22 protein-coding genes are annotated in these 17,152 nt (G+C 57.5%); 10 read left to right on the forward strand and 12 right to left on the reverse strand.

Annotation, left to right across the window (positions count from 1 at the left end; genetic code table 11):
• Nucleotides 1-348: 348 nt before the first annotated feature.
• From P792_RS20630 to P792_RS20640, 3 genes are read right to left on the reverse strand one after another with little or no spacing between them, the layout of a single operon-like run.
• Nucleotides 349-1,242 carry a dihydrodipicolinate synthase family protein gene (locus P792_RS20630; protein ID WP_023977123.1) on the reverse strand — a complete coding sequence of 298 codons (894 nt, stop codon included), beginning with the start codon at nucleotides 1,240-1,242 and terminating at the stop codon, nucleotides 349-351.
• Between the two features lies 1 nt (nucleotide 1,243).
• Nucleotides 1,244-2,452 carry an LL-diaminopimelate aminotransferase gene (locus tag P792_RS20635; protein WP_023977124.1) on the reverse strand — a complete coding sequence of 403 codons (1,209 nt, stop codon included), beginning with the start codon at nucleotides 2,450-2,452 and terminating at the stop codon, nucleotides 1,244-1,246.
• Nucleotides 2,453-2,494: 42 nt separating this feature from the next.
• Nucleotides 2,495-3,355, reverse strand: a complete 861-nt coding sequence (locus P792_RS20640; RefSeq protein WP_023977125.1) for a DMT family transporter — start codon at nucleotides 3,353-3,355, stop codon at nucleotides 2,495-2,497.
• 101 nt (nucleotides 3,356-3,456) lie between these two features.
• Here P792_RS20640 and P792_RS20645 point away from each other — a divergent pair, with 101 nt between their 5' ends.
• Nucleotides 3,457-4,878, forward strand: coding sequence for a PLP-dependent aminotransferase family protein (locus P792_RS20645; RefSeq protein ID WP_081866794.1), 1,422 nt, complete (start codon nucleotides 3,457-3,459; stop codon nucleotides 4,876-4,878).
• A gap of 116 nt (nucleotides 4,879-4,994) precedes the next feature.
• Here P792_RS20645 and P792_RS20650 read toward each other — a convergent pair whose 3' ends face one another.
• Nucleotides 4,995-5,906, reverse strand: a complete 912-nt coding sequence (locus P792_RS20650; protein ID WP_023977127.1) for an AraC family transcriptional regulator — start codon at nucleotides 5,904-5,906, stop codon at nucleotides 4,995-4,997.
• Nucleotides 5,907-5,974: 68 nt separating this feature from the next.
• Here P792_RS20650 and P792_RS20655 point away from each other — a divergent pair, with 68 nt between their 5' ends.
• Complete coding sequence (locus P792_RS20655) at nucleotides 5,975-6,829, forward strand: oxidoreductase (protein WP_235075348.1); 855 nt, start codon at nucleotides 5,975-5,977, stop codon at nucleotides 6,827-6,829.
• Nucleotides 6,830-6,882: 53 nt separating this feature from the next.
• Here P792_RS20655 and P792_RS20660 read toward each other — a convergent pair whose 3' ends face one another.
• Nucleotides 6,883-7,563: a helix-turn-helix transcriptional regulator gene (locus P792_RS20660; protein WP_023977129.1), complete on the reverse strand. Its 681-nt coding sequence runs from the start codon at nucleotides 7,561-7,563 to the stop codon at nucleotides 6,883-6,885.
• 96 nt (nucleotides 7,564-7,659) lie between these two features.
• On the opposite strand from P792_RS20660, the gene P792_RS36315 reads away from it, so the two are divergent.
• Together P792_RS36315 and P792_RS38090 are read left to right on the forward strand one after the other, a co-directional pair.
• A complete protein-coding gene (locus P792_RS36315) occupies nucleotides 7,660-7,956 on the forward strand; it encodes an antibiotic biosynthesis monooxygenase (RefSeq protein WP_336718733.1) in 297 nt (98 codons plus the stop codon).
• Nucleotides 7,957-7,988: 32 nt separating this feature from the next.
• Nucleotides 7,989-8,219, forward strand: a complete 231-nt coding sequence (locus P792_RS38090; RefSeq protein ID WP_235075349.1) for a hypothetical protein — start codon at nucleotides 7,989-7,991, stop codon at nucleotides 8,217-8,219.
• A 165-nt stretch (nucleotides 8,220-8,384) separates the two neighbouring features.
• On the opposite strand, the gene P792_RS38095 is transcribed toward P792_RS38090, so the two are convergent.
• From P792_RS38095 to P792_RS20680, 4 genes are all read right to left on the reverse strand, one after another.
• Complete coding sequence (locus P792_RS38095) at nucleotides 8,385-8,699, reverse strand: hypothetical protein (RefSeq protein WP_338107073.1); 315 nt, start codon at nucleotides 8,697-8,699, stop codon at nucleotides 8,385-8,387.
• 99 nt (nucleotides 8,700-8,798) lie between these two features.
• Nucleotides 8,799-8,993: a hypothetical protein gene (locus tag P792_RS38100; protein WP_235075350.1), complete on the reverse strand. Its 195-nt coding sequence runs from the start codon at nucleotides 8,991-8,993 to the stop codon at nucleotides 8,799-8,801.
• 409 nt (nucleotides 8,994-9,402) lie between these two features.
• A complete protein-coding gene (locus tag P792_RS20675) occupies nucleotides 9,403-10,347 on the reverse strand; it encodes an alpha/beta hydrolase (RefSeq protein WP_023977131.1) in 945 nt (314 codons plus the stop codon).
• Nucleotides 10,344-11,288 carry an MBL fold metallo-hydrolase gene (locus P792_RS20680; RefSeq protein WP_023977132.1) on the reverse strand — a complete coding sequence of 315 codons (945 nt, stop codon included), beginning with the start codon at nucleotides 11,286-11,288 and terminating at the stop codon, nucleotides 10,344-10,346. The genes P792_RS20675 and P792_RS20680 overlap by 4 nt, the downstream gene beginning before the upstream one ends.
• Before the next feature lie 78 nt (nucleotides 11,289-11,366).
• Between P792_RS20680 and P792_RS0117475 the strand changes: the two genes are divergently transcribed.
• A complete protein-coding gene (locus P792_RS0117475; RefSeq protein ID WP_031239814.1) occupies nucleotides 11,367-12,305 on the forward strand; it encodes a LysR substrate-binding domain-containing protein in 939 nt (312 codons plus the stop codon).
• Nucleotides 12,306-12,314: 9 nt separating this feature from the next.
• Here the strand turns inward: P792_RS0117475 and P792_RS36320 are convergent.
• Both P792_RS36320 and P792_RS20695 read right to left on the reverse strand, forming a co-directional pair.
• A protein-coding gene (locus P792_RS36320; RefSeq protein WP_152530086.1) for an IS5 family transposase occupies nucleotides 12,315-13,072 on the reverse strand; the annotation gives its coding sequence in 2 pieces (ribosomal slippage) (nucleotides 12,315-12,751 and nucleotides 12,751-13,072; 759 coding nt in all).
• A gap of 70 nt (nucleotides 13,073-13,142) precedes the next feature.
• Nucleotides 13,143-13,763, reverse strand: coding sequence for a TetR/AcrR family transcriptional regulator (locus P792_RS20695; protein ID WP_023977135.1), 621 nt, complete (start codon nucleotides 13,761-13,763; stop codon nucleotides 13,143-13,145).
• A 69-nt stretch (nucleotides 13,764-13,832) separates the two neighbouring features.
• Between P792_RS20695 and bdcA the strand changes: the two genes are divergently transcribed.
• Genes bdcA through P792_RS20715 form a run of 4 tightly spaced genes read left to right on the forward strand, consistent with a single transcriptional unit; the run spans nucleotide 13,833 to nucleotide 16,749 of the window.
• A complete protein-coding gene (gene bdcA / locus P792_RS20700) occupies nucleotides 13,833-14,546 on the forward strand; it encodes an SDR family oxidoreductase (RefSeq protein WP_023977136.1) in 714 nt (237 codons plus the stop codon).
• Entirely contained in the window at nucleotides 14,543-14,848 is a 306-nt protein-coding gene (locus P792_RS20705; RefSeq protein ID WP_023977137.1) for an EthD family reductase, read from the forward strand. Before bdcA ends, P792_RS20705 begins: the two co-directional genes overlap by 4 nt.
• 9 nt (nucleotides 14,849-14,857) lie before the next feature.
• Nucleotides 14,858-15,859, forward strand: coding sequence for an alpha/beta fold hydrolase (locus P792_RS20710; RefSeq protein WP_023977138.1), 1,002 nt, complete (start codon nucleotides 14,858-14,860; stop codon nucleotides 15,857-15,859).
• Nucleotides 15,856-16,749, forward strand: a complete 894-nt coding sequence (locus tag P792_RS20715) for an NAD(P)-dependent oxidoreductase (RefSeq protein ID WP_023977139.1) — start codon at nucleotides 15,856-15,858, stop codon at nucleotides 16,747-16,749. The genes P792_RS20710 and P792_RS20715 overlap by 4 nt, the downstream gene beginning before the upstream one ends.
• A 60-nt stretch (nucleotides 16,750-16,809) precedes the next feature.
• On the opposite strand, the gene P792_RS38105 is transcribed toward P792_RS20715, so the two are convergent.
• Nucleotides 16,810-16,890: a hypothetical protein gene (locus P792_RS38105; RefSeq protein ID WP_081866809.1), complete on the reverse strand. Its 81-nt coding sequence runs from the start codon at nucleotides 16,888-16,890 to the stop codon at nucleotides 16,810-16,812.
• On the opposite strand from P792_RS38105, the gene P792_RS39555 reads away from it, so the two are divergent.
• The coding region (locus P792_RS39555) for an SDR family NAD(P)-dependent oxidoreductase (RefSeq protein ID WP_152530112.1) at nucleotides 16,863-17,152 on the forward strand (290 nt) is incomplete at its 3' end. The two genes, P792_RS38105 and P792_RS39555, sit on opposite strands and share 28 nt — an antisense overlap.

The following is a 17,152-nucleotide window of genomic DNA, read 5'->3' on the forward strand; positions in this document are numbered from 1 at the left end:
GATCACCAACGACCTGGCAGGCGCTTCTCGAAAACCCCACTAGGCACAGACTTAGGAAGAAATTGGCGTTCACGCTTCTCGATCCCGACTAGGAAAGCTCGTGGCAGCGGCCCAACCACAACTTCCCCGTTATCGCATACGCGAGTCGGTTCTACTTGTTGCTCTCGAGGTAACTTTCCAATTCTCGCGTCGCAAGTTTCTGCGCATCGCCCCTATTTCCGATAATATAAGCTATCTGAAGTAGGTCACCGCATAGGAAGATATACCGGAACTAATCGTCCGGGATGGGGGGGGCGGAATGTTTGCTCTTAGACTGTACCAGTCGCAAAGCAGACATCGCTATTTATCCTAAAGTGCGGTGCATGCTTTCAGAGCATCCTCAACACGCCTCCGGTCTTGCGATGTTAAAGGCAAAATTGGACGCGGAGGCTGGGCGGACGACAGCTCCAGAAGATTGATGGCAGCATAAGCAACACGCAGGCTTCCAAATTCCCGAAAAAGTGTCCACATCGGTTCCAACGCCTGCTGATACTGGTTTACGGCACGGTCATTGCCCTCATATGCGGCTGTCACCATCACTTTGGCCAGCTTTGGCAGGAAGCCGCCCAGAACACTGAACCAGCCGTCACTGCCGGCAAGCAGGGCTTCCGCCGCAATCCAGTCTCCACTGTAACCTATAGCGAGTTTTCCAACCGGGCTGGACCGTAGCTCGGCCAGTTCCTGTGCAACCGTGCCTTCTGTCGGAGCGGGCATTTTCACGGCGGCGATGTTGGGTAACTCCGCCAGCCGTTCAAGCAGATCACGACTAAAACTGAAATGGGTTGTACTAGGATTGTTGTAGATGCAGAGCGGCAGAGACGTAACTTCGGCGACCGCTTTGTAATGCTGATAGGCTTCTTCCTGCGTCAGGGGCGTGTAGGACACAGGAGCCATCAGCAATCCGTCGGCACCTTCGGCCGCGGCATCGCGTGCAAGGTTCTGGGCATCGTCCGTTCGCAGCGTGCCGATCCCTACGATCAGCGGCGTTTTCCCACCGACTGTTTTGACGGTTGCGCGGATGGCTCGGCAGCGCTCGGTACGGCTCAGATAGGCATAGGTTCCGGTACTGCCCAAGAGGCCGATGGAATCCACTCCGTTGGCAGACAGATGCGCCGTCAAGCGCATAACACCCTCCGTATCCACCACGCCATGTTCGTTGGCTGGCGTAATGGGGAAAGCCGAGAGGCCGTGAAAAATCGACATGTCAGACCTCGTTACCGGATGGAACATTGACGCCCATCGATTTCAGGTAGCGCTTGATGTTCCGTGCCGCCTGGCGGATGCGCTGCTCGTTTTCCACCAGAGCAATCCGGACATAGCCTTCACCATTCGCGCCATATCCGACACCTGCGGCAACTGCCACCTTGGCGTGGGTCAGAAGCTGTTTGGAGAATTCCAGGCTGCCGAGATGGGCCAGGGCCGGGGGCAAAGGTGCCCCCGCAAACATGGAGGCATTGGGCGCCGGAATGTCCCATCCGGCACGGGCGAAGCTTTCGACCAGCACGTCCCGACGACGATGGTAGAGCTGCCGGTTGCGCTCCACGGTGTCCTGAGGACCATTGAGCGCCGCACAGGCCGCCGCCTGAATGGGTGTGAACGCGCCATAATCCAGGTAGGATTTGACCTGGCTCATGGCTGAAACCAGCGTCCTGTTGCCCACGGCAAAGCCAATGCGCCAGCCGGCCATGCTGTAAGTCTTGCTCAGGGATGTGAACTCGATCGCAACATCCTTGCCGCCTTTGACCTGAAGGATCGAGGGGGTCGGCTTTCCATCATAATACAGTTCAGAATAGGCCAGATCGCTGACGATCCACAGGCCGTGCTCTTTCGCAAAAGCCACAGCCCGCTCATAGAACGGTAGTTCGACGCTTTCTGCCGTCGGATTGGACGGATAGTTCATGACCAGCAGCTTCGGGCGGGGACCGGGCGCTTTCATCGCCTGTTCCAGCGCCTCGAAATAATGCTCGTCAGGCGTCGTCGGCACGGCACGGATAGCCGCCCCCGCCATGACAAACCCAAATGTGTGAATGGGATAGGACGGGTCCGGGGCCAGCACGACATCGCCGGGGGCGATCACGGCGGTGGCGAGGCTGGCGAGGCCTTCCTTCGACCCCATGGTCACGACCACTTCTGTCTCGGGATCAACCTCCACACCAAAGCGGCGGCCGTAATAGCTGGCCTGTGCCCGTCTCAGCCCTGGAATTCCTCTGGACTGGGAATACCCATGCGCGTCAGGTCGACGTGCGACCTCAACGAGCTTTTCAATAACGTGCTCGGGCGGTGGCAGGTCGAGATTGCCCATGCCGAGGTCGATGACGTCTTCACCAGCCGCGCGTGCTGCGGCCCGCATCGCATTGGTTTCAGCAATCACATAAGGCGGCAGCAGTTTGAGCCGGTAGAAGTCGTCGGACATGGTTGCCTCGGTTGAGAAGTCAGACCTGTTAGTCTTTGTGGATCAGGAAAACCGTTTCGCACCGGCCACGCACAGAACGACGATGAGTGTCGAGACAACCACGGTCCAGGCAACCGGTTCATGCAGGAAAAGTGCCGCAAGTAGCAGACCAAAGAAGGGTTGCAGCAACTGCAGCTGCCCAACGCCAGCGATACCGCCCAGAGCCAAGCCGCGATACCAGAAGATGAAACCGATTAGCATGCTGAAGATCGAAACGTAGCCAAGCCCGATCCATGAGGAGAGATGAATGTTCCCCCAACTGGTCGGCAGGTAAGCGAGGGCGATAATCGCCATGAGTGGCAGGGACAGCAGCAGGGACCATGAAATGACCTGCCATCCCCCAAGACGACGGGAAAGGGTTGCTCCTTCCGCGTAGCCCAGACCGCAGACGAGAATGGCCGCAACCATCAACAGATCGCCTGTGACATTACCGGCCTGACTGCCGTAGAGAGCAAACCCCGCCACGGCAGCCGCGCCGATCGTGGAGAACAGCCAGAAGGCAGGTTTGGGGCGTTCACCTCCCCGCAGCACACCAAAAATGGCCGTGGCCAGCGGCAACAAGCCAATGAACACGATGGAATAGGCGGCTGTAATATGTTGCAGAGCCAGTGCCGTCAGAAGCGGGAAGCCAACCACCCCGCCCACAGCGACAAGAATGAGCGGAAGAATATCCCGCCTTTCCGGGCGCGGCTGACGGAGTGCGAGCAGGAGGACACCCCCCAGAAGGGCGGCGATCACGGCACGGGCGCAGGTCAGAAAAATGGGTGAAAAATCAGCGACGGCAACACGTGTTGCGGGGAGAGAGCCACTGAAAATGATGACGCCCAGCAGACCGCTGCCCCATCCTTCTGTCGTCCGTTTCATGACAGGAATCCTTGAAGTCATAATGTATCAGGTAGGCTCAGATTTATGAGGAGGAAATTGTCAGGGCCAGCCACAATCTGATACGATTATAAAAAACTGTATTGGTGGTGAGGCCAATACAATTTCTGAGGTTGGCAGTGGAACATCACCAGACACGCACATCAGCCATCATGGAGACCATCAGGCAGCGCATCGCGACGCGTGCCCTGGTACCTGGCGACCGTCTTCCGTCGATCCGGCAGTTTGCAAAGACCATGCAGGCCTCACCCTCCACCATCGTCCAGGCTTATGACCGGCTGGCGGCCGAAGGGGTTATCGCGCCACGGCAGGGCTCAGGGTTTTATGTCACGGGACGTGCCCTTCCGCCATTATCGTTGGCGGATGCCAACACCCCGGCAGCGCGGGCCGTTGATCCGTTCTGGGTGTCGCGTCAGTCTCTGGACTCAGATCCAGCGGTCCTGAAACCAGGATGTGGCTGGCTTCCAACGGACTGGATGCCTGATGAAGCATTGCGCAAAGCATTCAGAGCCGTGGCAAGAGGGAAAGGGAACATCCTGTCGGACTATGGCAGCACCAGAGGCGCACTGCGCCTGCGCCGTCTCCTGACCTCCCAGTTTTCCGAAGAAGGGCTTGATATCAGCCCCGATCAGGTTCTGCTGACGGGTTCAGGCACGCAGGCGGTCGATCTGATTTGCCGCCTGCTGGTGCGTCGGGGTGATACGGTTCTGGTGGACGACCCGTGTTATTTCAATTTCCAGGCTTTGCTCAAGGCGCATGAAATCCGGATCGTCGGAGTGCCATACACCGCGACCGGTCCGGATACCGAAGCTTTCGAGCGGATCGTTCTGCAGGAGAAGCCGCGCCTCTACATCACCAACTCGGCTCTCCATAATCCTACAGGGGCTACCCTCTCTCCCCAGACAGCCTTCCGTCTGTTGAGTACAGCGGCAGCATCAGGTGTTCTGATTGTTGAAGACGATATCTTTGCAGAATTTGAGACCGCGCCATCACCCCGCCTGGCGGTCATGGAGGGGTTGGAGCATGTCATCCGGATCGGAAGCTTTTCAAAGACCCTGTCTGCGTCGGTACGATGTGGTTACATCGCAGCCCGGAAAGATCTGATTGAAGGTTTGATTGACCTGCAGGTCGCGACCAGTTTTGGTGGTCCCAGTCCTGTAATCACAGAAGTGATCGCGGATGTGCTGGAAGGGGGCAGCTATCGAAAGCACATGTTGGAGATCAAGCGGCGGCTGGAAAAATCCAGAAAGACGGTTATTCGTAAACTGGAGACGCTGGGGATATCGCCGTGGACAGTCCCGAAAGCAGGCTTCTATGTGTGGTGCAGACTTCCGGACGGACAGGATTCAACGGACATCGCGCTTAGAAGCATGGCAGACAAAATCATTCATGCTCCGGGTAACGTCTTCAGTGTGAGCCAGTCTGCGTCTCCCTTCATGCGGTTCAATGTTACGCAATGCGAGGATGAAAGAGTTTTCCGTTCTTTGGAAATGATGCTCGCATAAGAAGTGTCCGCTTTTCGGTTGGCGCATCAATAAGGTCAGTGTCTCGAAGGAGGAGTTACCGTCTGTCTGCTAAGCACTGGCAAATAACCAGCCCACCTCAACGCGGGATTTGCGCGTCAAGCCTGTATTGGCTCTCCCAAATGTTCTCGCATCCATTTGGCCTCCTCGCTTGGGGTGCGATAAAAATAGCGTTTGAAGTCCCGGCTGAACTGGGCAGGACTGGCATAGCCGACTTCTGAGGCGATCGTTGCAAGTGTTCCCTGACGTCGTGCGATCATCAGCCTTGCTTCGTGCAGCCGCAGCGCTTTGAGATATTGAATCGGGGTGTTCCCGGTGAGGCGCTTAAAGCCGACGTGAAATGATGGAACGCTCATACCGGCTGTTACAGCGAGTTCCGAAACCGATAGGCCTTCCTTGTAGCGTTCGCGGATCAGCGCGAGGCTCTGCACGATCCTGTCTGTTGTGTCATTACGACGCAACGCTGCCATCAGCGATCCGCCCTGTGGCCCGACCAGGATGCGGTAATGCAATTCACGCAATAGCCCCGGGCCGAGAATAGCGAGTTCCTGTGGGTGGTGGAGAGCATGGAGCAGGCGTTGGAGTACATCCGTCATGGTGGGTGCCATTCGACTTGAAATCAGACTTCGCGCCTGCATTCTTTCGTCATGACCGGCTTGTCCCTGCAGAGCCGTCGCTATTTCAGCAGCAAGATGCAGGTCAAAATCGCAATAAATGGCAAGCAGAGGCTGATCAGGGCTAGCCTGCGAAGCCATCCGGAAAGGCACAGGGATCGAAACGGCAAGATAATGCTCGGCATCATATCGGTAGATTTCGCCATTGAGAAAACCCTGCTTGAACCCCTGCAGTACGAAAACCGCACCGGGGCGATAAAGAACCGGCACATCTTCAAGAATGGTCTCGGAACGCAGGATACGGATACTCGGTAAAGACGTGGCGCTGTAGCCAGATCGCGGTGCGAGTTCCGCAGCCAGTGCGAGGAGCGAAAAGGTATCTGATTGATAATTCATAGGATCAGGCAAGGATATTAGAGAAATCGCAGTGGAGAGCGCCGCAATACGCTATTATTGGTCAGGGCATGAACGAAATCCAGTCGAGCAGAGCCATGCCACAAAAAACCTTCTTTATCACTGGCGCCAACTCGGGATTTGGCTTGGCCATTGCCCAGGCCGCCCTTGAGGCCGGTCATCAGGTGATTGGTACGGTCCGGTCGCAAACCACAGGAGCGTCTTTACTGGAGCAACTGCCGAATGTTCGCGCGATCCTGTGTGACGTAACCGACTTCGATCGTATTGCCTCCATCGTCGCACAAGCAGAACAATACCACGGCCCCGTCGATGTGCTCATCAACAATGCCGGCTATGGACATGAAGGCATTCTGGAGGAAACTCCTCTCGAGGAAATGCGCCGCCAGTTCGACGTCAATGTCTTCGGAGCTGTTGCTGTCGCCAAAGCCTTCCTGCCGCGTTTTCGCGAACGCCGCAGTGGGTTTATAGTGAACGTGACATCAATGGGTGGTCTGATCACCATGCCGGGTATCTCGTATTACTGTGGCAGCAAATTCGCTTTGCAGGGCATTTCGGAGGTCATGCGCGCGGAAATGGCACCTTTTGGGGTTCATGTCACCGCGCTATGCCCTGGATCCTTCCGCACGGACTGGGCCGGGCGTTCAATGGTCCGGACCGAGCGCTCAATTACAGACTATAATGCTCTGTTCGATCCGATCCGGGCTGCTCGCCACGAGAAGGACGGTAAGCAGTTGGGTGATCCGACGAAACTCGCCGCCGCCGTCCTTCAGCTCGTTGCGTCGGACATTCCTCCACCGCAACTCCTCTTGGGTAGCGATGCTCTGCGTTTGGTTCGTGAACGTCTCGCTCAGCTCGAAAAAGAAATCATGGACTGGGAGGAATTAACCCGATCAACAGACGGGTAATATTTCTGGGCCGAATGTCTCAGTTGAGGGAAAAACTAGTTTTTCACCGTGCTTTAAAGGGGAAACATCCTTTCGAATGCCTTCTGTCCCGTCTGAGTAAACTGGATCGTTCGGCTATGGGGAAGCTGGGTTGCCCACCCCTTTTGAAAAATGAAGTCCATAAGACTTCTGCCTAATGGACCTCCAAGGTGATAGCGGCGTTCACTCCAGTTCAGACAGTTCCGGCACTGCGGGGGACGCTTCTTCGATAAAGCTGCCAGGTCCACTCCCAGTGAAAGAAGAAAACTCTCTCCCTGCGGGGTGAGGCTTAACGCGTCTTCATCGAGAACCAAAAATGCCCGAGCCAGAAGGCTTTCGTACATCCGCACGCCCGCTTTACCTGCCAGATGCCTGTAGCAGATGCGCGCGGCTCGTAGGGCGGGATCTCTAGGTCCGGGGCGCGTTCTCAAATGCCCCTGAGACGCTGCAAATCCCATGATGACTTCCAGCAGGTTCGCAACATTGGAACCGGCCAGCTGGAAATAACGATGTCGTCCCTGGTTGCATCCAATAATCAGACCACCATCCATCAACTTCCGGACGTGACCTGAGACTGTCGGCGCTGAAATGCCTGCTTCAGAGGCCAGTTCAGTCGCGGTCAGGGCTTTGCCAGACATGAGGGCTGTCAGAATGTTAATGCGTACAGGATCGCCAATCAGAGCCGCAATTCGCGCGATGTCCGGACCGTCTTTCATGCTTTGATCTGCACCGAAACATCCGGACGTCTCAAGCTCCTAAGATCATCCCGAAACAACCGGGAGACCCAGTATGATCGCTGTTCTGTTCGAAGCATGGCCTACACGGCGAGGAAAAAGCAGTATGCGTCGTTAGCTGCGCATCTGAAGTCCGAACTCGAGACCGTCGAGGGGTTTGTCTCAGTCGAGCGCTTCCAGAGTCTGACTGACCCGGACAAGCTGCTGTCATTATCGTTTTTCCGGGACGAAAACGCCGTTGCAGCCTGGAGAAGTCTGTCAGCGCATGGCACAGGCGGCAGGGCGGGGCGGCGTATTTTCGGATTATCGTTTGCGGGTTGCGCAGGTTGTCCGGAATTATGGGCTGAGCGACCGGGAAGAAGCACCGTCCGATAGCAGGGTAGTCCATGCAGCCGTGGAGAATGATCATGTTTGATGTGGAAATTCTTCTTGAAGACTGTCCTGGCTCTTTGGGGCGGATGGGGACTGCCCTCGGCCAGGCAGGGATCAGTGTTGAAGGGGGAGGTGCGTGGGTGACCAATGGCAGAGGCGTGGCGCACTTCCTGTTTAAAGACGGGGCAGCAGCCAGCAAGGCTCTGGGCAACGCAGGAATAACGGTCGGGCGTGTCCGGGAGGTTGTTCTTCTGCTTCTCAAATAGGCGGTGCCGGGGCAGCTTGGCATTCTGACCGGGCGCATGGCTGACGCAGGTGTCAATATCGAAACGCTTTATAGCGATCATGACCACCAGCTTGTTCTGGTTACGGACAGGCCGGAAGAAGCGCAACGAGTGGCCGATCTCTGGGCGTGTTTCTGAGAAAGGCTTTCAGCGGCCTGCACGAAAATTTCGACCTAAGGGGCGCGCATCGCCGAAGTATTCTCGAAAAATAAAGAAGAGGGGATGCCAGCGGCTTGTGTCGATATGATGCGTCCTGCCGACGACGATATCGCGATGAGCATGAACGCGCTTTACCGTCAGGTCGACGAGGACAAATCCTCGGGACTCATCACCATGAAGCGCCGAGAGGCGGCACTCCAGTTGCAGAGGACATTCGGCGACGCGTGGAGCCCTGATCGTCTCGGAAGGCACGGGTGTAAAGCCTCCCAGGGCGAACTTGTCCGGATGGTGGACATACCCCATTGCAGTCTTCTCCGGGGGAACGGGCGAACTTCCCGTCGTTCGAGCAATCGCTTCGACTTTAGGCCACAGATCAGCCGATGGAAGATTGATTGTACACTCTTATCTTTCACGAAGATTGGCGAGCGTGCATCCGGTTGTACCCAGCCCCAGCACAATGGTCTGTCCCAAAGCCCAGAGTGAGGAAACGGGCGAAATATTCGCGTTAGCGTGGCTTCCTGCCGTGCCAACGAGTGCCACAGGCGTACCGAAATAGAGGACGGAGGGAGAAATGGTGAGCGTGTCAGGAAGTGACATGGGAATATCCTGAGAAATAAACAGATGGCCTTCCCGTCTTACATCAGCTTGACAGCTGACGTTTTGCTCTGCACCGAAATATCGAGCATGCCGTCAAGTATCATTCGGACAACGCTTATGTCCGCTTTGTCGAAGACAAATAGATCGATTGAACGTTTGGCTTGAAGGCGAAAGCTGACATCCTTCATTGAGCACGGCCGTACTGGCAGGGAGATGGTCTGCGCTGCATAAAAACCGCGCCTCTGAGACACGCTTCTCGGCCCGTCCGCTGCCGTTTTCCGCGCGTCCCACCTACTTCCGATAATCTAATCTACCTGAATCAGGTTAAGGGGAGCCGGGAAGCAGCGGGAGACGGCCCGAAGTACCTATTTCAAAAGCTCACAAGTAATTACCTCTGAACCGATCCGACTTAAGCTAAGAAAGCCTTTATACTCTCGAGAACCTGCCAGCGGTTCTGCTCCATGACTACCATGTGTGTTCCCTCCCCAATCTCGATCCAGCGCCGATAGGGCGCGTTCCGGAAGCGTGGAAACAGGGCGACCATTTGATTGAGGGTTACGTCGCGGTCCCATTCAGCATGCAGCAGAAGGACCGGGACAGTAATTTTTTCGGGTTCGTAGAAGGCTTTTCCGGCGGACCAGTATTCGCGGACATCCTGAATCACACCTGCGGGCGCGCGGATAATGCCATCCTGTGCGGCTGGGTCGCTGGCGAGAATGATCGTAGCCCATTGCTCGAACCATCCGTTCGGGAGGATACAATCACGTTTGTGTTCAGGCACGCCCTCAAGCCAGCGTTGGCGGAATGCCTGGACATTGAAGCGCCGATATGCGTTGACAGGGCCGCCGGGATCGAGCCGGGAAACTCCGTCATTGATCCATTGCGGTGCGATCAGCGTCAGCTTTTCGACCTTGTCGTTATGGGCCGCCGTATAGGCTCCCGTCACCGTGCCACCCCAGGACATGCCGATCAGGCACAGGCGGGGGAGGGTGTGTTTCGTCAGGATGTAATCGACAGCGGTTCCCAGATCGCGCACGGCCGTCTCGGTTCTGACCTGCGGCGGTGCACCTTCTGGTGCGCCCTCCATACCAACAGGCCGCGTCGAGCCGCCGTAACCACGAACATTGAGCGCGTAGACGTCGAACCCGTCCTGGGCGAGGCTGTCCATGAATGACCCGTCATGGACAGGAACGTCGAAAAGACTCTCTGACGGCAATGTCGCGCCATGCATCAGCAAGATGGTGCGTTTTGGACCGAATGTCTGGATATCTTTGCGGCGCTTGTGACGCAGATGGAGCGCAATGCCAGCGGTATCGCTAGGGATATGCAGGTTCGCCGTCAGCAGGTCAGTCATCCGATTTCTCCTTCAGTGGGTTGCGCAAACTCCCATGAGAATTCGTTCCCGCGACGTCTGACGTAGCCAGCACCCGTTTCCGCGAAATGGCTGGTGAAACACAGACTTCCGCTCTCGGTGGCCTTTTCAAGAAACCATCGGCGCGAGCGTTCGGCAGGTTGAATGAACTCGCAGTAAACGGAGCGCAGATCGGGGCGGTAGACCTGAAGAGGATGATGCATGACATCTCCCGTGAACCATGCTTCCTCACCCCGCGAATGCAGGCGGATCGAGGCGTGGTCGATGCTGTGACCCGGGGTGGGATGAAAGGAAAAGCCTGTAAGAATCTCCCGACCGTCGATCCTGATGGCGCGGCCGAGCCCGGCTTCAATGACGGGAAGCATGCTATCCGTGTAGACACGGGGTAGGGGACGATGATCGGGTGATCCCAAAATATCAGGTGGCAGATCCGGCGCGGGATCGATGCCGTCATTGGCTGCACCGTAGCGGGCTTCGATCGCCGAACAGATATGACGCGCGTTCGGGAAGGTGGGCACCCATTTTCCACCGTGCAGACGGGTGTTCCATCCGACATGATCGGCGTGGATATGCGTATGCAGCACAGCCTCGATTTGCTCGGGCCGGACGCCTGCTGCAGCGAGGCGATCAAGGAACGGCGTGTGCAGATGATCCAGGGCCGGCGCGTCCGGCAGGGGCTTGTCGTTACCGGTGGCCGTATCGATGAGGATATTGATGTCCGGGAACTGGACAAGCCATGCGTGGGTTCCTTGAGCAAGCTTGCCGGTCGCGGCGTCAAAGGATCCTGGTGTCAAAGACGGACCGAACGTCGCTAATGCCTCGGCATCGATATCCGGATACAGTCTTTTGGGATCGGCATTATCCCACTGCAGTTCGGGAATGCGCGTAATGCGGGCGTCGCCCACCTGAAAAGCCGCTGTCATGATTGGCCTTGATCCGATTGTTTTGTGTCACATCAAAAGCTAGGGTGCGGCGGACCATCATACAAATCGATCTGACGCATGCAGCCCATCGACCATTTCAATCTCCGCTCCTTTGACCTCAATCTCCTGATCGCTTTCGATGCGCTCGTATCGGAATGCAGCGTCACGAAGGCGGCGCACCGTTTGCGCATCCAGCAACCGGCGATGAGCCATGCGCTGGCCACACTTAGGGTGTTATTGGTGGATGATGTGCTGGTGAGAACAGGGGCCGTGATGCAGCCGACCGCCAAAGCGGCTGCCATGGCGCCGCATGTCGGTAACCTATTGAGGCAGGCTCAGGGTATCCTGACAGCTGAGGATCGGTTTGATCCCGTGACGGAACAGCGAATTTTCCGCTTCGGCTTTTCATCCGAACTGGAAGTCTTCTTGATGCCGAAACTGGCAGCTTATCTGCAGCGTCATGCGCCGGGGATGCGGCTGCTGTCACGAGGTTCGCCGCGCAGTGAAGTGCACGCGCTGCTGGACACCGGCGCGCTGGACATCGCGGTCGGGTGTTTCGATTTTGGCTTGGAGCGCCATTGTGGAATGCCTTTGTATGAACAGTCGCTCGCGTGTTGCTTCAACTCCGATCTGATCGACCCCGATGCGCCGCTCACGGTCGAGCGCTATCTTGCGCTGCCCCATGTTCTCATGACGTTGAAGGACGACATTCAGGGATGTTTATCGGAAGCGCTGACTGAGATTGGCGAGGAACTCAACGTCGTCCTGGCCGCATCGGATTTCCTGACTGCACTCGCCGCGGCTGCAGCGGCGCCAGTTCTGGCGACGCTACCCAGCCAGATCGCGTACCAGCATGCGGCCCATTTCGGTCTGACGCTGCGGCCGGTGCCGCTGGATTTGCGCATTCCGGCAGTGTCAATGGTCTGGTCAGCTCGCAATAACCGCGATCCGGCCTCCGTATGGCTGCGGGATGCTGTAGCTACGATATTGTCGAATGATGCCCGAGCGAGCCCGTAGGCTCAGGACTCATAGCCAGAATATGACGGTTGCGGCGAGACAGATGGCCGAGAAGAAGACGGTCGGACATCTGTCATAGCGTGTTGCGACCCGTCTCCAGTCCTTGAGCCTTCCGAACATGATCTCGATACGGTTGCGGCCTTTGTATTTCCGCTTGTCGTATTTTATCGGTTTCCCGCGGGACTTCCGTCCCGGGATGCAGGGTCTGATCCCTTTTTCCTCCAGGGCATCCCTGAACCAGTCAGCGTCATAGCCCCGGTCTGCCAATATCCATTGGGCTGCCGGAAGGCTGTCTAGAAGGGCAGCAGCACCGGTGTAATCACTGATCTGGCCCGCTGTCATGAAGAAGTCGAGCGGACGTCCGTTCCGGTCGGTGACAGCATGCAACTTCGTATCCATGCCCCCTTTGGTGCGCCCGATCAGGCGGCCTGAACCCCCTTTTTTACCCGCAGGCTCGACGCCGTGCGATGTGCCTTGAGATAGGTCGCATCAATCATGATGGTCTGAGGCTCTGCCTTTCCGGCGGCCAGTCCTTCCATCATGCGGATGAAGATCCCCATAGCACTCCAGCGCTTCCAGCGGTTGTAGAGTGTCTTGTGTGGACCGTATTCCCGGGGCGCATCACGCCAGCGCAGGCCATTGCGGTTCACGAAAATGATCCCACTCAGCACACGGCGGTCATCGACCCGAGGTTTACCGTGGCTCCTGGAAAAGAACGGCCGTAGACGCTCCATTTGTTCGTCCGTCAGCCAAAACAGATCGCTCATCTTCATTCTCCTTGCAGAGCCTGAATCAGATTTCTGTATTCAAATCAATGGGTCCTGAGCCTAATGGCCTTCAGGGTATAACGGCCACCTGCAGGCTTTCGCCGATGAGCGATCGTAGCCCTGCAATTGCAACCGTCGCTACCTGTTTCAAGCGAGCATAGCCAATACCATCGCGTGCAGCAGCCGACATACCGGCCATAGTCACTGACACCACGTCGGTCGCGATCACAGCTACCGCTGGTGCACCATGGGCGATCGATGCCTCCAGCTTTTCGCGACGGGTGTGGGCGATGCGCATGGCGATGCGTCGTCCCTCGTCGCCACTATCGGCCCGTAGCGCCTCCAGAATCAGGCACCCCACCTGATTTTCGTGGGCTGTGTATTCCCGTGCGGCTGCGCTCAAAAGATCAGAGATGCTATCAATGATAGGACGGTCTTCGCAAAAAAACGCGTCAAGTGGGAGAACGTCAGAGGCATACGCTTCTGCGATCTGCTCGAAATACGCAGCCTTGCTCCCAAAGGCAGCATAAAAGCTGGCTGGTCTCACACCCAGTGCCTCGGTGATGGCGGCAATACCCAACGCTTCATAGCCATGAACATGGAACAGCGCGCGGCCGACAGTGAGAGCCGCCTGCCGGTCGAATTGGCGAGGGCGTCCACGCGTGGCCTTCGATGATAATTGATCGATCACTCAAAAATCCTTGACAGCAATGCCGGGATATTTATGTAGTGATCGTTCAAGAAATGCAAGGAACCGATGATGTCAGCTTCAGGGACCCGAAAAATTCTGATCATTGGCGGTAGTCGCGGAATTGGCAGGGCGATCGTCGAACGGTTTGCGGCGGAAGGAGACGACATATCGTTCACCTGGTCCGGCTCCCAGGCTGCGGCTGAAGCCGTTGCAGCCAACACTGGCGCGCGTGCGATCCGCAGCGACGTATCAGACCGCGATGGGACGATCACTCTCATGCGTGACGTGGGACAGCTCGATGTTCTGGTCTATAATTCCGCCATCCTGCTGCCAGGCGATCCGCTGACCCTGGATCCTGATTCCGTAGACCATTTGATCGACGTGAATATCCGCGGCCCTTATTTTGCATCCGTTGAGGCCGCGCGGCAGATGAAGAAGGGCGGACGGATCATTCTGATCGGCTCCGTGCATGGGGACCGTATGCCATTCGAGGGAATCACGGCATACGGGATGAGCAAATCGGCATTGCAGGGCCTTGCGCGAGGTCTCGCCAGGGATCTTGGCGCGCGCGACATTACGGTGAACGTAGTGCAGCCCGGGCCGACCAACACGGATATGAACCCCCATGATGGCCCGCTTGTGCAGGCGATGCATGACGAGATGGCGCTCAAGCGCCACGGCACAGCAGAGGATGTGGCCCATCTGGTCGCCTATCTCGCAGGGCCGCATGCGAGCGGGATAACGGGCGCCATGCACACGATTGATGGCGGCTTCGGGGCATGAACGAGGCCGTGCTCTATGTGATCTATCGCGGCGACCCGGCCGATCGTTTCGACCGGGCATATTATAGCGAGCATCACCTCCCTCTGGTGAGGGATGCCTTTACGCCCCATGGGCTCGTGTCGCTCGCTGCATTCTATCCGGCGCAGCATGCTCCCGGGACGATTGCCCTCTGCGAATGCCGCTTTATCGATGCGCCGAGCATAGGGCGCGCATTCGGTAGTCCCGAGGCTGCACCCGTCATGGCCGATATCCCCCGGTTCACTGATCTCCAGCCAATTCGCCTGAGCGCAATCCCTCTTTGAGGATCTGACATGAATTACGAACAACCATGGTCGCATGCGCCATTGCGCCGTGTTCGCCGGGGCCATTTCTGGGTCCCGGGCGAGCGCGTGAGCCAATCCGGGCGGGGCTATCAGCGCGCGCCCATGTATGTGGAGTGGGAGGCATCCGAACACGTGATCCGCCCCTATCCGATCATCCTGATGCATGGCGGCGGGTTTCAGGGCACGGAGTGGTTCGACACGCCTGATGGTCGGCCGGGATGGGCGCAGCGTCTGGTCGAGGCAGGCTACGCTACCCTCGTGATCGACCGGGCGGGACATGGGCGCTCTCCTTTACATACGGACATCACCGGTGCGATGGGACCGCCGTTTTCCTATGAATCTGCGCGTGAGATCTATTTTCCCGGCACGGACCCACGCCATACGCAATGGCCGTTTGCTGTAGATGATGAGGGTGCGCTCGACGACTTCGTCGCTGGCTACGGACCGTTGCCTGCCGATCTCTGTGCTTCCCAGACTATGGATGCCGACCGGATCGCGACGCTTCTGGACAGGATCGGTCCTGCAATCCTGCTGACACATTCAGCCTCGGGTCCGGAGGGCTGGCTCGTCGCCGATCGAAGGCCCAGTCTCGTACGCAGCATCATCGCGATCGAGCCGATGGGACCGCCTTTCGCAACCATTCCCAACATCGGCCAGATGACCTGGGGGGTCGCTGCAGCGCCGCTCGCCTTTGAACCGCCTGTGCAGGACGCGACAATCCTGCAAGCATCAGCGCCTGGAACATATCGCCTGCCGTCTCTGACAGATGTGCCAATCCTGATTGTCACCGCCGAGGCCAGCGCGTTTGCAGCAGCAAGCCCGCCAACCGCCGCATTCCTCAATGACGCGGGGGGCTCTGCCACAGTGATGCACCTTCCGGATCATGGGGTATATGGTAACGGGCATGGGCTGATCTACGAGAGAAACTCCGACGCAGCGCTGGCACCTGTGCTGGCATGGCTTGCATCGAACACAGAGGTCTCAGCATGAAAATTGCCCTGATCGGCCTTGGTGCAATGGGTCGCGCCATTGCCACCAATCTGGTTCATGACGGCCATGACGTTTGCGCCTGGACGCGCTCTGGACGCACGCTCGAAGGTGTTGCCGCGCTGCAGACACCGGACGGGGCGTTCAACGCCGATATCGTTCTGACGCTCCTGTCGGATGATGCGGCCATCCGCTCGGTGATCGTCGATCCGGGTTTGGTGTCACGTGCTCCCTCCGGTGTGATCCATGTTGTCATGTCTACGATATCGACTGCATTTGCTCGCGAACTGACAGAGCTTCATGCCCGATATGGGGTGGCCTTCGTAGCAAGCCCCGTCCTTGGCAGGCCTGATGTTGCGGCGGAAGGCGCATTGCAGATACTCGCGGCCGGAGATACTGCCCATCTGGTCAAGCTCGCACCCGTGTATGCCGTTCTGGGCAAGCGTGTCTGGCCAATGGGGGGAAATCCCTCCGGGGCTTACGCGGCCAAAATTGCCTGCAATATGATGATTACCATGGCAATCGAGGCAATGGCCGAGGCTGTCGTGCTGACCGAGGCCAGCGGTGTCACGCGTGAGGCATTTTTCGACCTGATTCTCAACACCTTGTTCGGCAGCAGATCTTATCAGGTCTACTCGCGGAATATCGCGAAACGGATTTATGAACCCGGCTTCCGCGCTAGCCTTGGCCTGAAGGATCTTAGGTTAGCCACAGAAGCTGCTGCTGAGACAGGGCATGAACTGCCAATGCTCGCGGCGGTCTTCGAACGGCTGGGAGAGGCTATCGCCGCCGGACATGGTGAAAAAGACTGGTCGATTATCGCGGCTCAGACGCTGAGTGAAGCGGAGAGGGCTCACTCTGAGATCATGCCCGGCTCAACCAGATCAGCCTGACGCTCACCAGGCCCACTGCCCATAATCACGATGCGGCAATCATTGAGGATAGATCTGGTCTCAGACACGGCTCATGCCACCGTCGACTGTCAGGTCAGCCCCAGTCGTGAAGCTTGCAGCTCCCGACAGAAGAAAGGCCACTGCCGCAGCAACCTCAGACGCGTGTCCCCGGTATCGGCGCGGCCATTGTTTGCACGCTTGCCCAGGAGGGGGCGGTTGTGGCCGTTCATGGGCGGGATGCGGTCCGGACCGGCCGTGTCGTAGATAGCATCACTGCCAAAGGTGGCATCGCTATCGCCGTACTGGGTGATCTGACCGACAACAATACAGCGGCCTCGCTAGTATGCGAGGTGAATGAGCGCTTAGGTGGTCTCGATATTCTCTTCAACAATGCAGGGGGGGG

The sequence above is a fragment of the Asaia sp. SF2.1 genome (assembly GCF_000505765.1).
Lineage (GTDB): Bacteria > Pseudomonadota > Alphaproteobacteria > Acetobacterales > Acetobacteraceae > Asaia > Asaia bogorensis.

Bases quoted from the DNA above. Each gene is read 5' to 3' on its own strand.
- P792_RS20660 (WP_023977129.1), bottom strand. From the start codon at position 7,563: ATGAAAGACGGTCCGGACATCGCGCGAATTGCGGCTCTGATTGGCGAT.
- P792_RS20650 (WP_023977127.1), bottom strand. From the start codon at position 5,906: ATGAATTATCAATCAGATACCTTTTCGCTCCTCGCACTGGCTGCGGAA.
- bdcA (WP_023977136.1), top strand. From the start codon at position 13,833: ATGTCAGCTTCAGGGACCCGAAAAATTCTGATCATTGGCGGTAGTCGC.
- P792_RS20680 (WP_023977132.1), bottom strand. From the start codon at position 11,288: ATGACAGCGGCTTTTCAGGTGGGCGACGCCCGCATTACGCGCATTCCC.
- P792_RS20640 (WP_023977125.1), bottom strand. From the start codon at position 3,355: ATGAAACGGACGACAGAAGGATGGGGCAGCGGTCTGCTGGGCGTCATC.
- P792_RS20705 (WP_023977137.1), top strand. From the start codon at position 14,543: ATGAACGAGGCCGTGCTCTATGTGATCTATCGCGGCGACCCGGCCGAT.
- P792_RS36315 (WP_336718733.1), top strand. From the start codon at position 7,660: ATGGCCTACACGGCGAGGAAAAAGCAGTATGCGTCGTTAGCTGCGCAT.
- P792_RS20635 (WP_023977124.1), bottom strand. From the start codon at position 2,452: ATGTCCGACGACTTCTACCGGCTCAAACTGCTGCCGCCTTATGTGATT.
- P792_RS0117475 (WP_031239814.1), top strand. From the start codon at position 11,367: ATGCAGCCCATCGACCATTTCAATCTCCGCTCCTTTGACCTCAATCTC.
- P792_RS38100 (WP_235075350.1), bottom strand. From the start codon at position 8,993: ATGTCACTTCCTGACACGCTCACCATTTCTCCCTCCGTCCTCTATTTC.
- P792_RS20710 (WP_023977138.1), top strand. From the start codon at position 14,858: ATGAATTACGAACAACCATGGTCGCATGCGCCATTGCGCCGTGTTCGC.
- P792_RS20630 (WP_023977123.1), bottom strand. From the start codon at position 1,242: ATGTCGATTTTTCACGGCCTCTCGGCTTTCCCCATTACGCCAGCCAAC.
- P792_RS20675 (WP_023977131.1), bottom strand. From the start codon at position 10,347: ATGACTGACCTGCTGACGGCGAACCTGCATATCCCTAGCGATACCGCT.
- P792_RS20715 (WP_023977139.1), top strand. From the start codon at position 15,856: ATGAAAATTGCCCTGATCGGCCTTGGTGCAATGGGTCGCGCCATTGCC.
- P792_RS38095 (WP_338107073.1), bottom strand. From the start codon at position 8,699: ATGGGGTATGTCCACCATCCGGACAAGTTCGCCCTGGGAGGCTTTACA.
- P792_RS38090 (WP_235075349.1), top strand. From the start codon at position 7,989: ATGTTTGATGTGGAAATTCTTCTTGAAGACTGTCCTGGCTCTTTGGGG.
- P792_RS20655 (WP_235075348.1), top strand. From the start codon at position 5,975: ATGAACGAAATCCAGTCGAGCAGAGCCATGCCACAAAAAACCTTCTTT.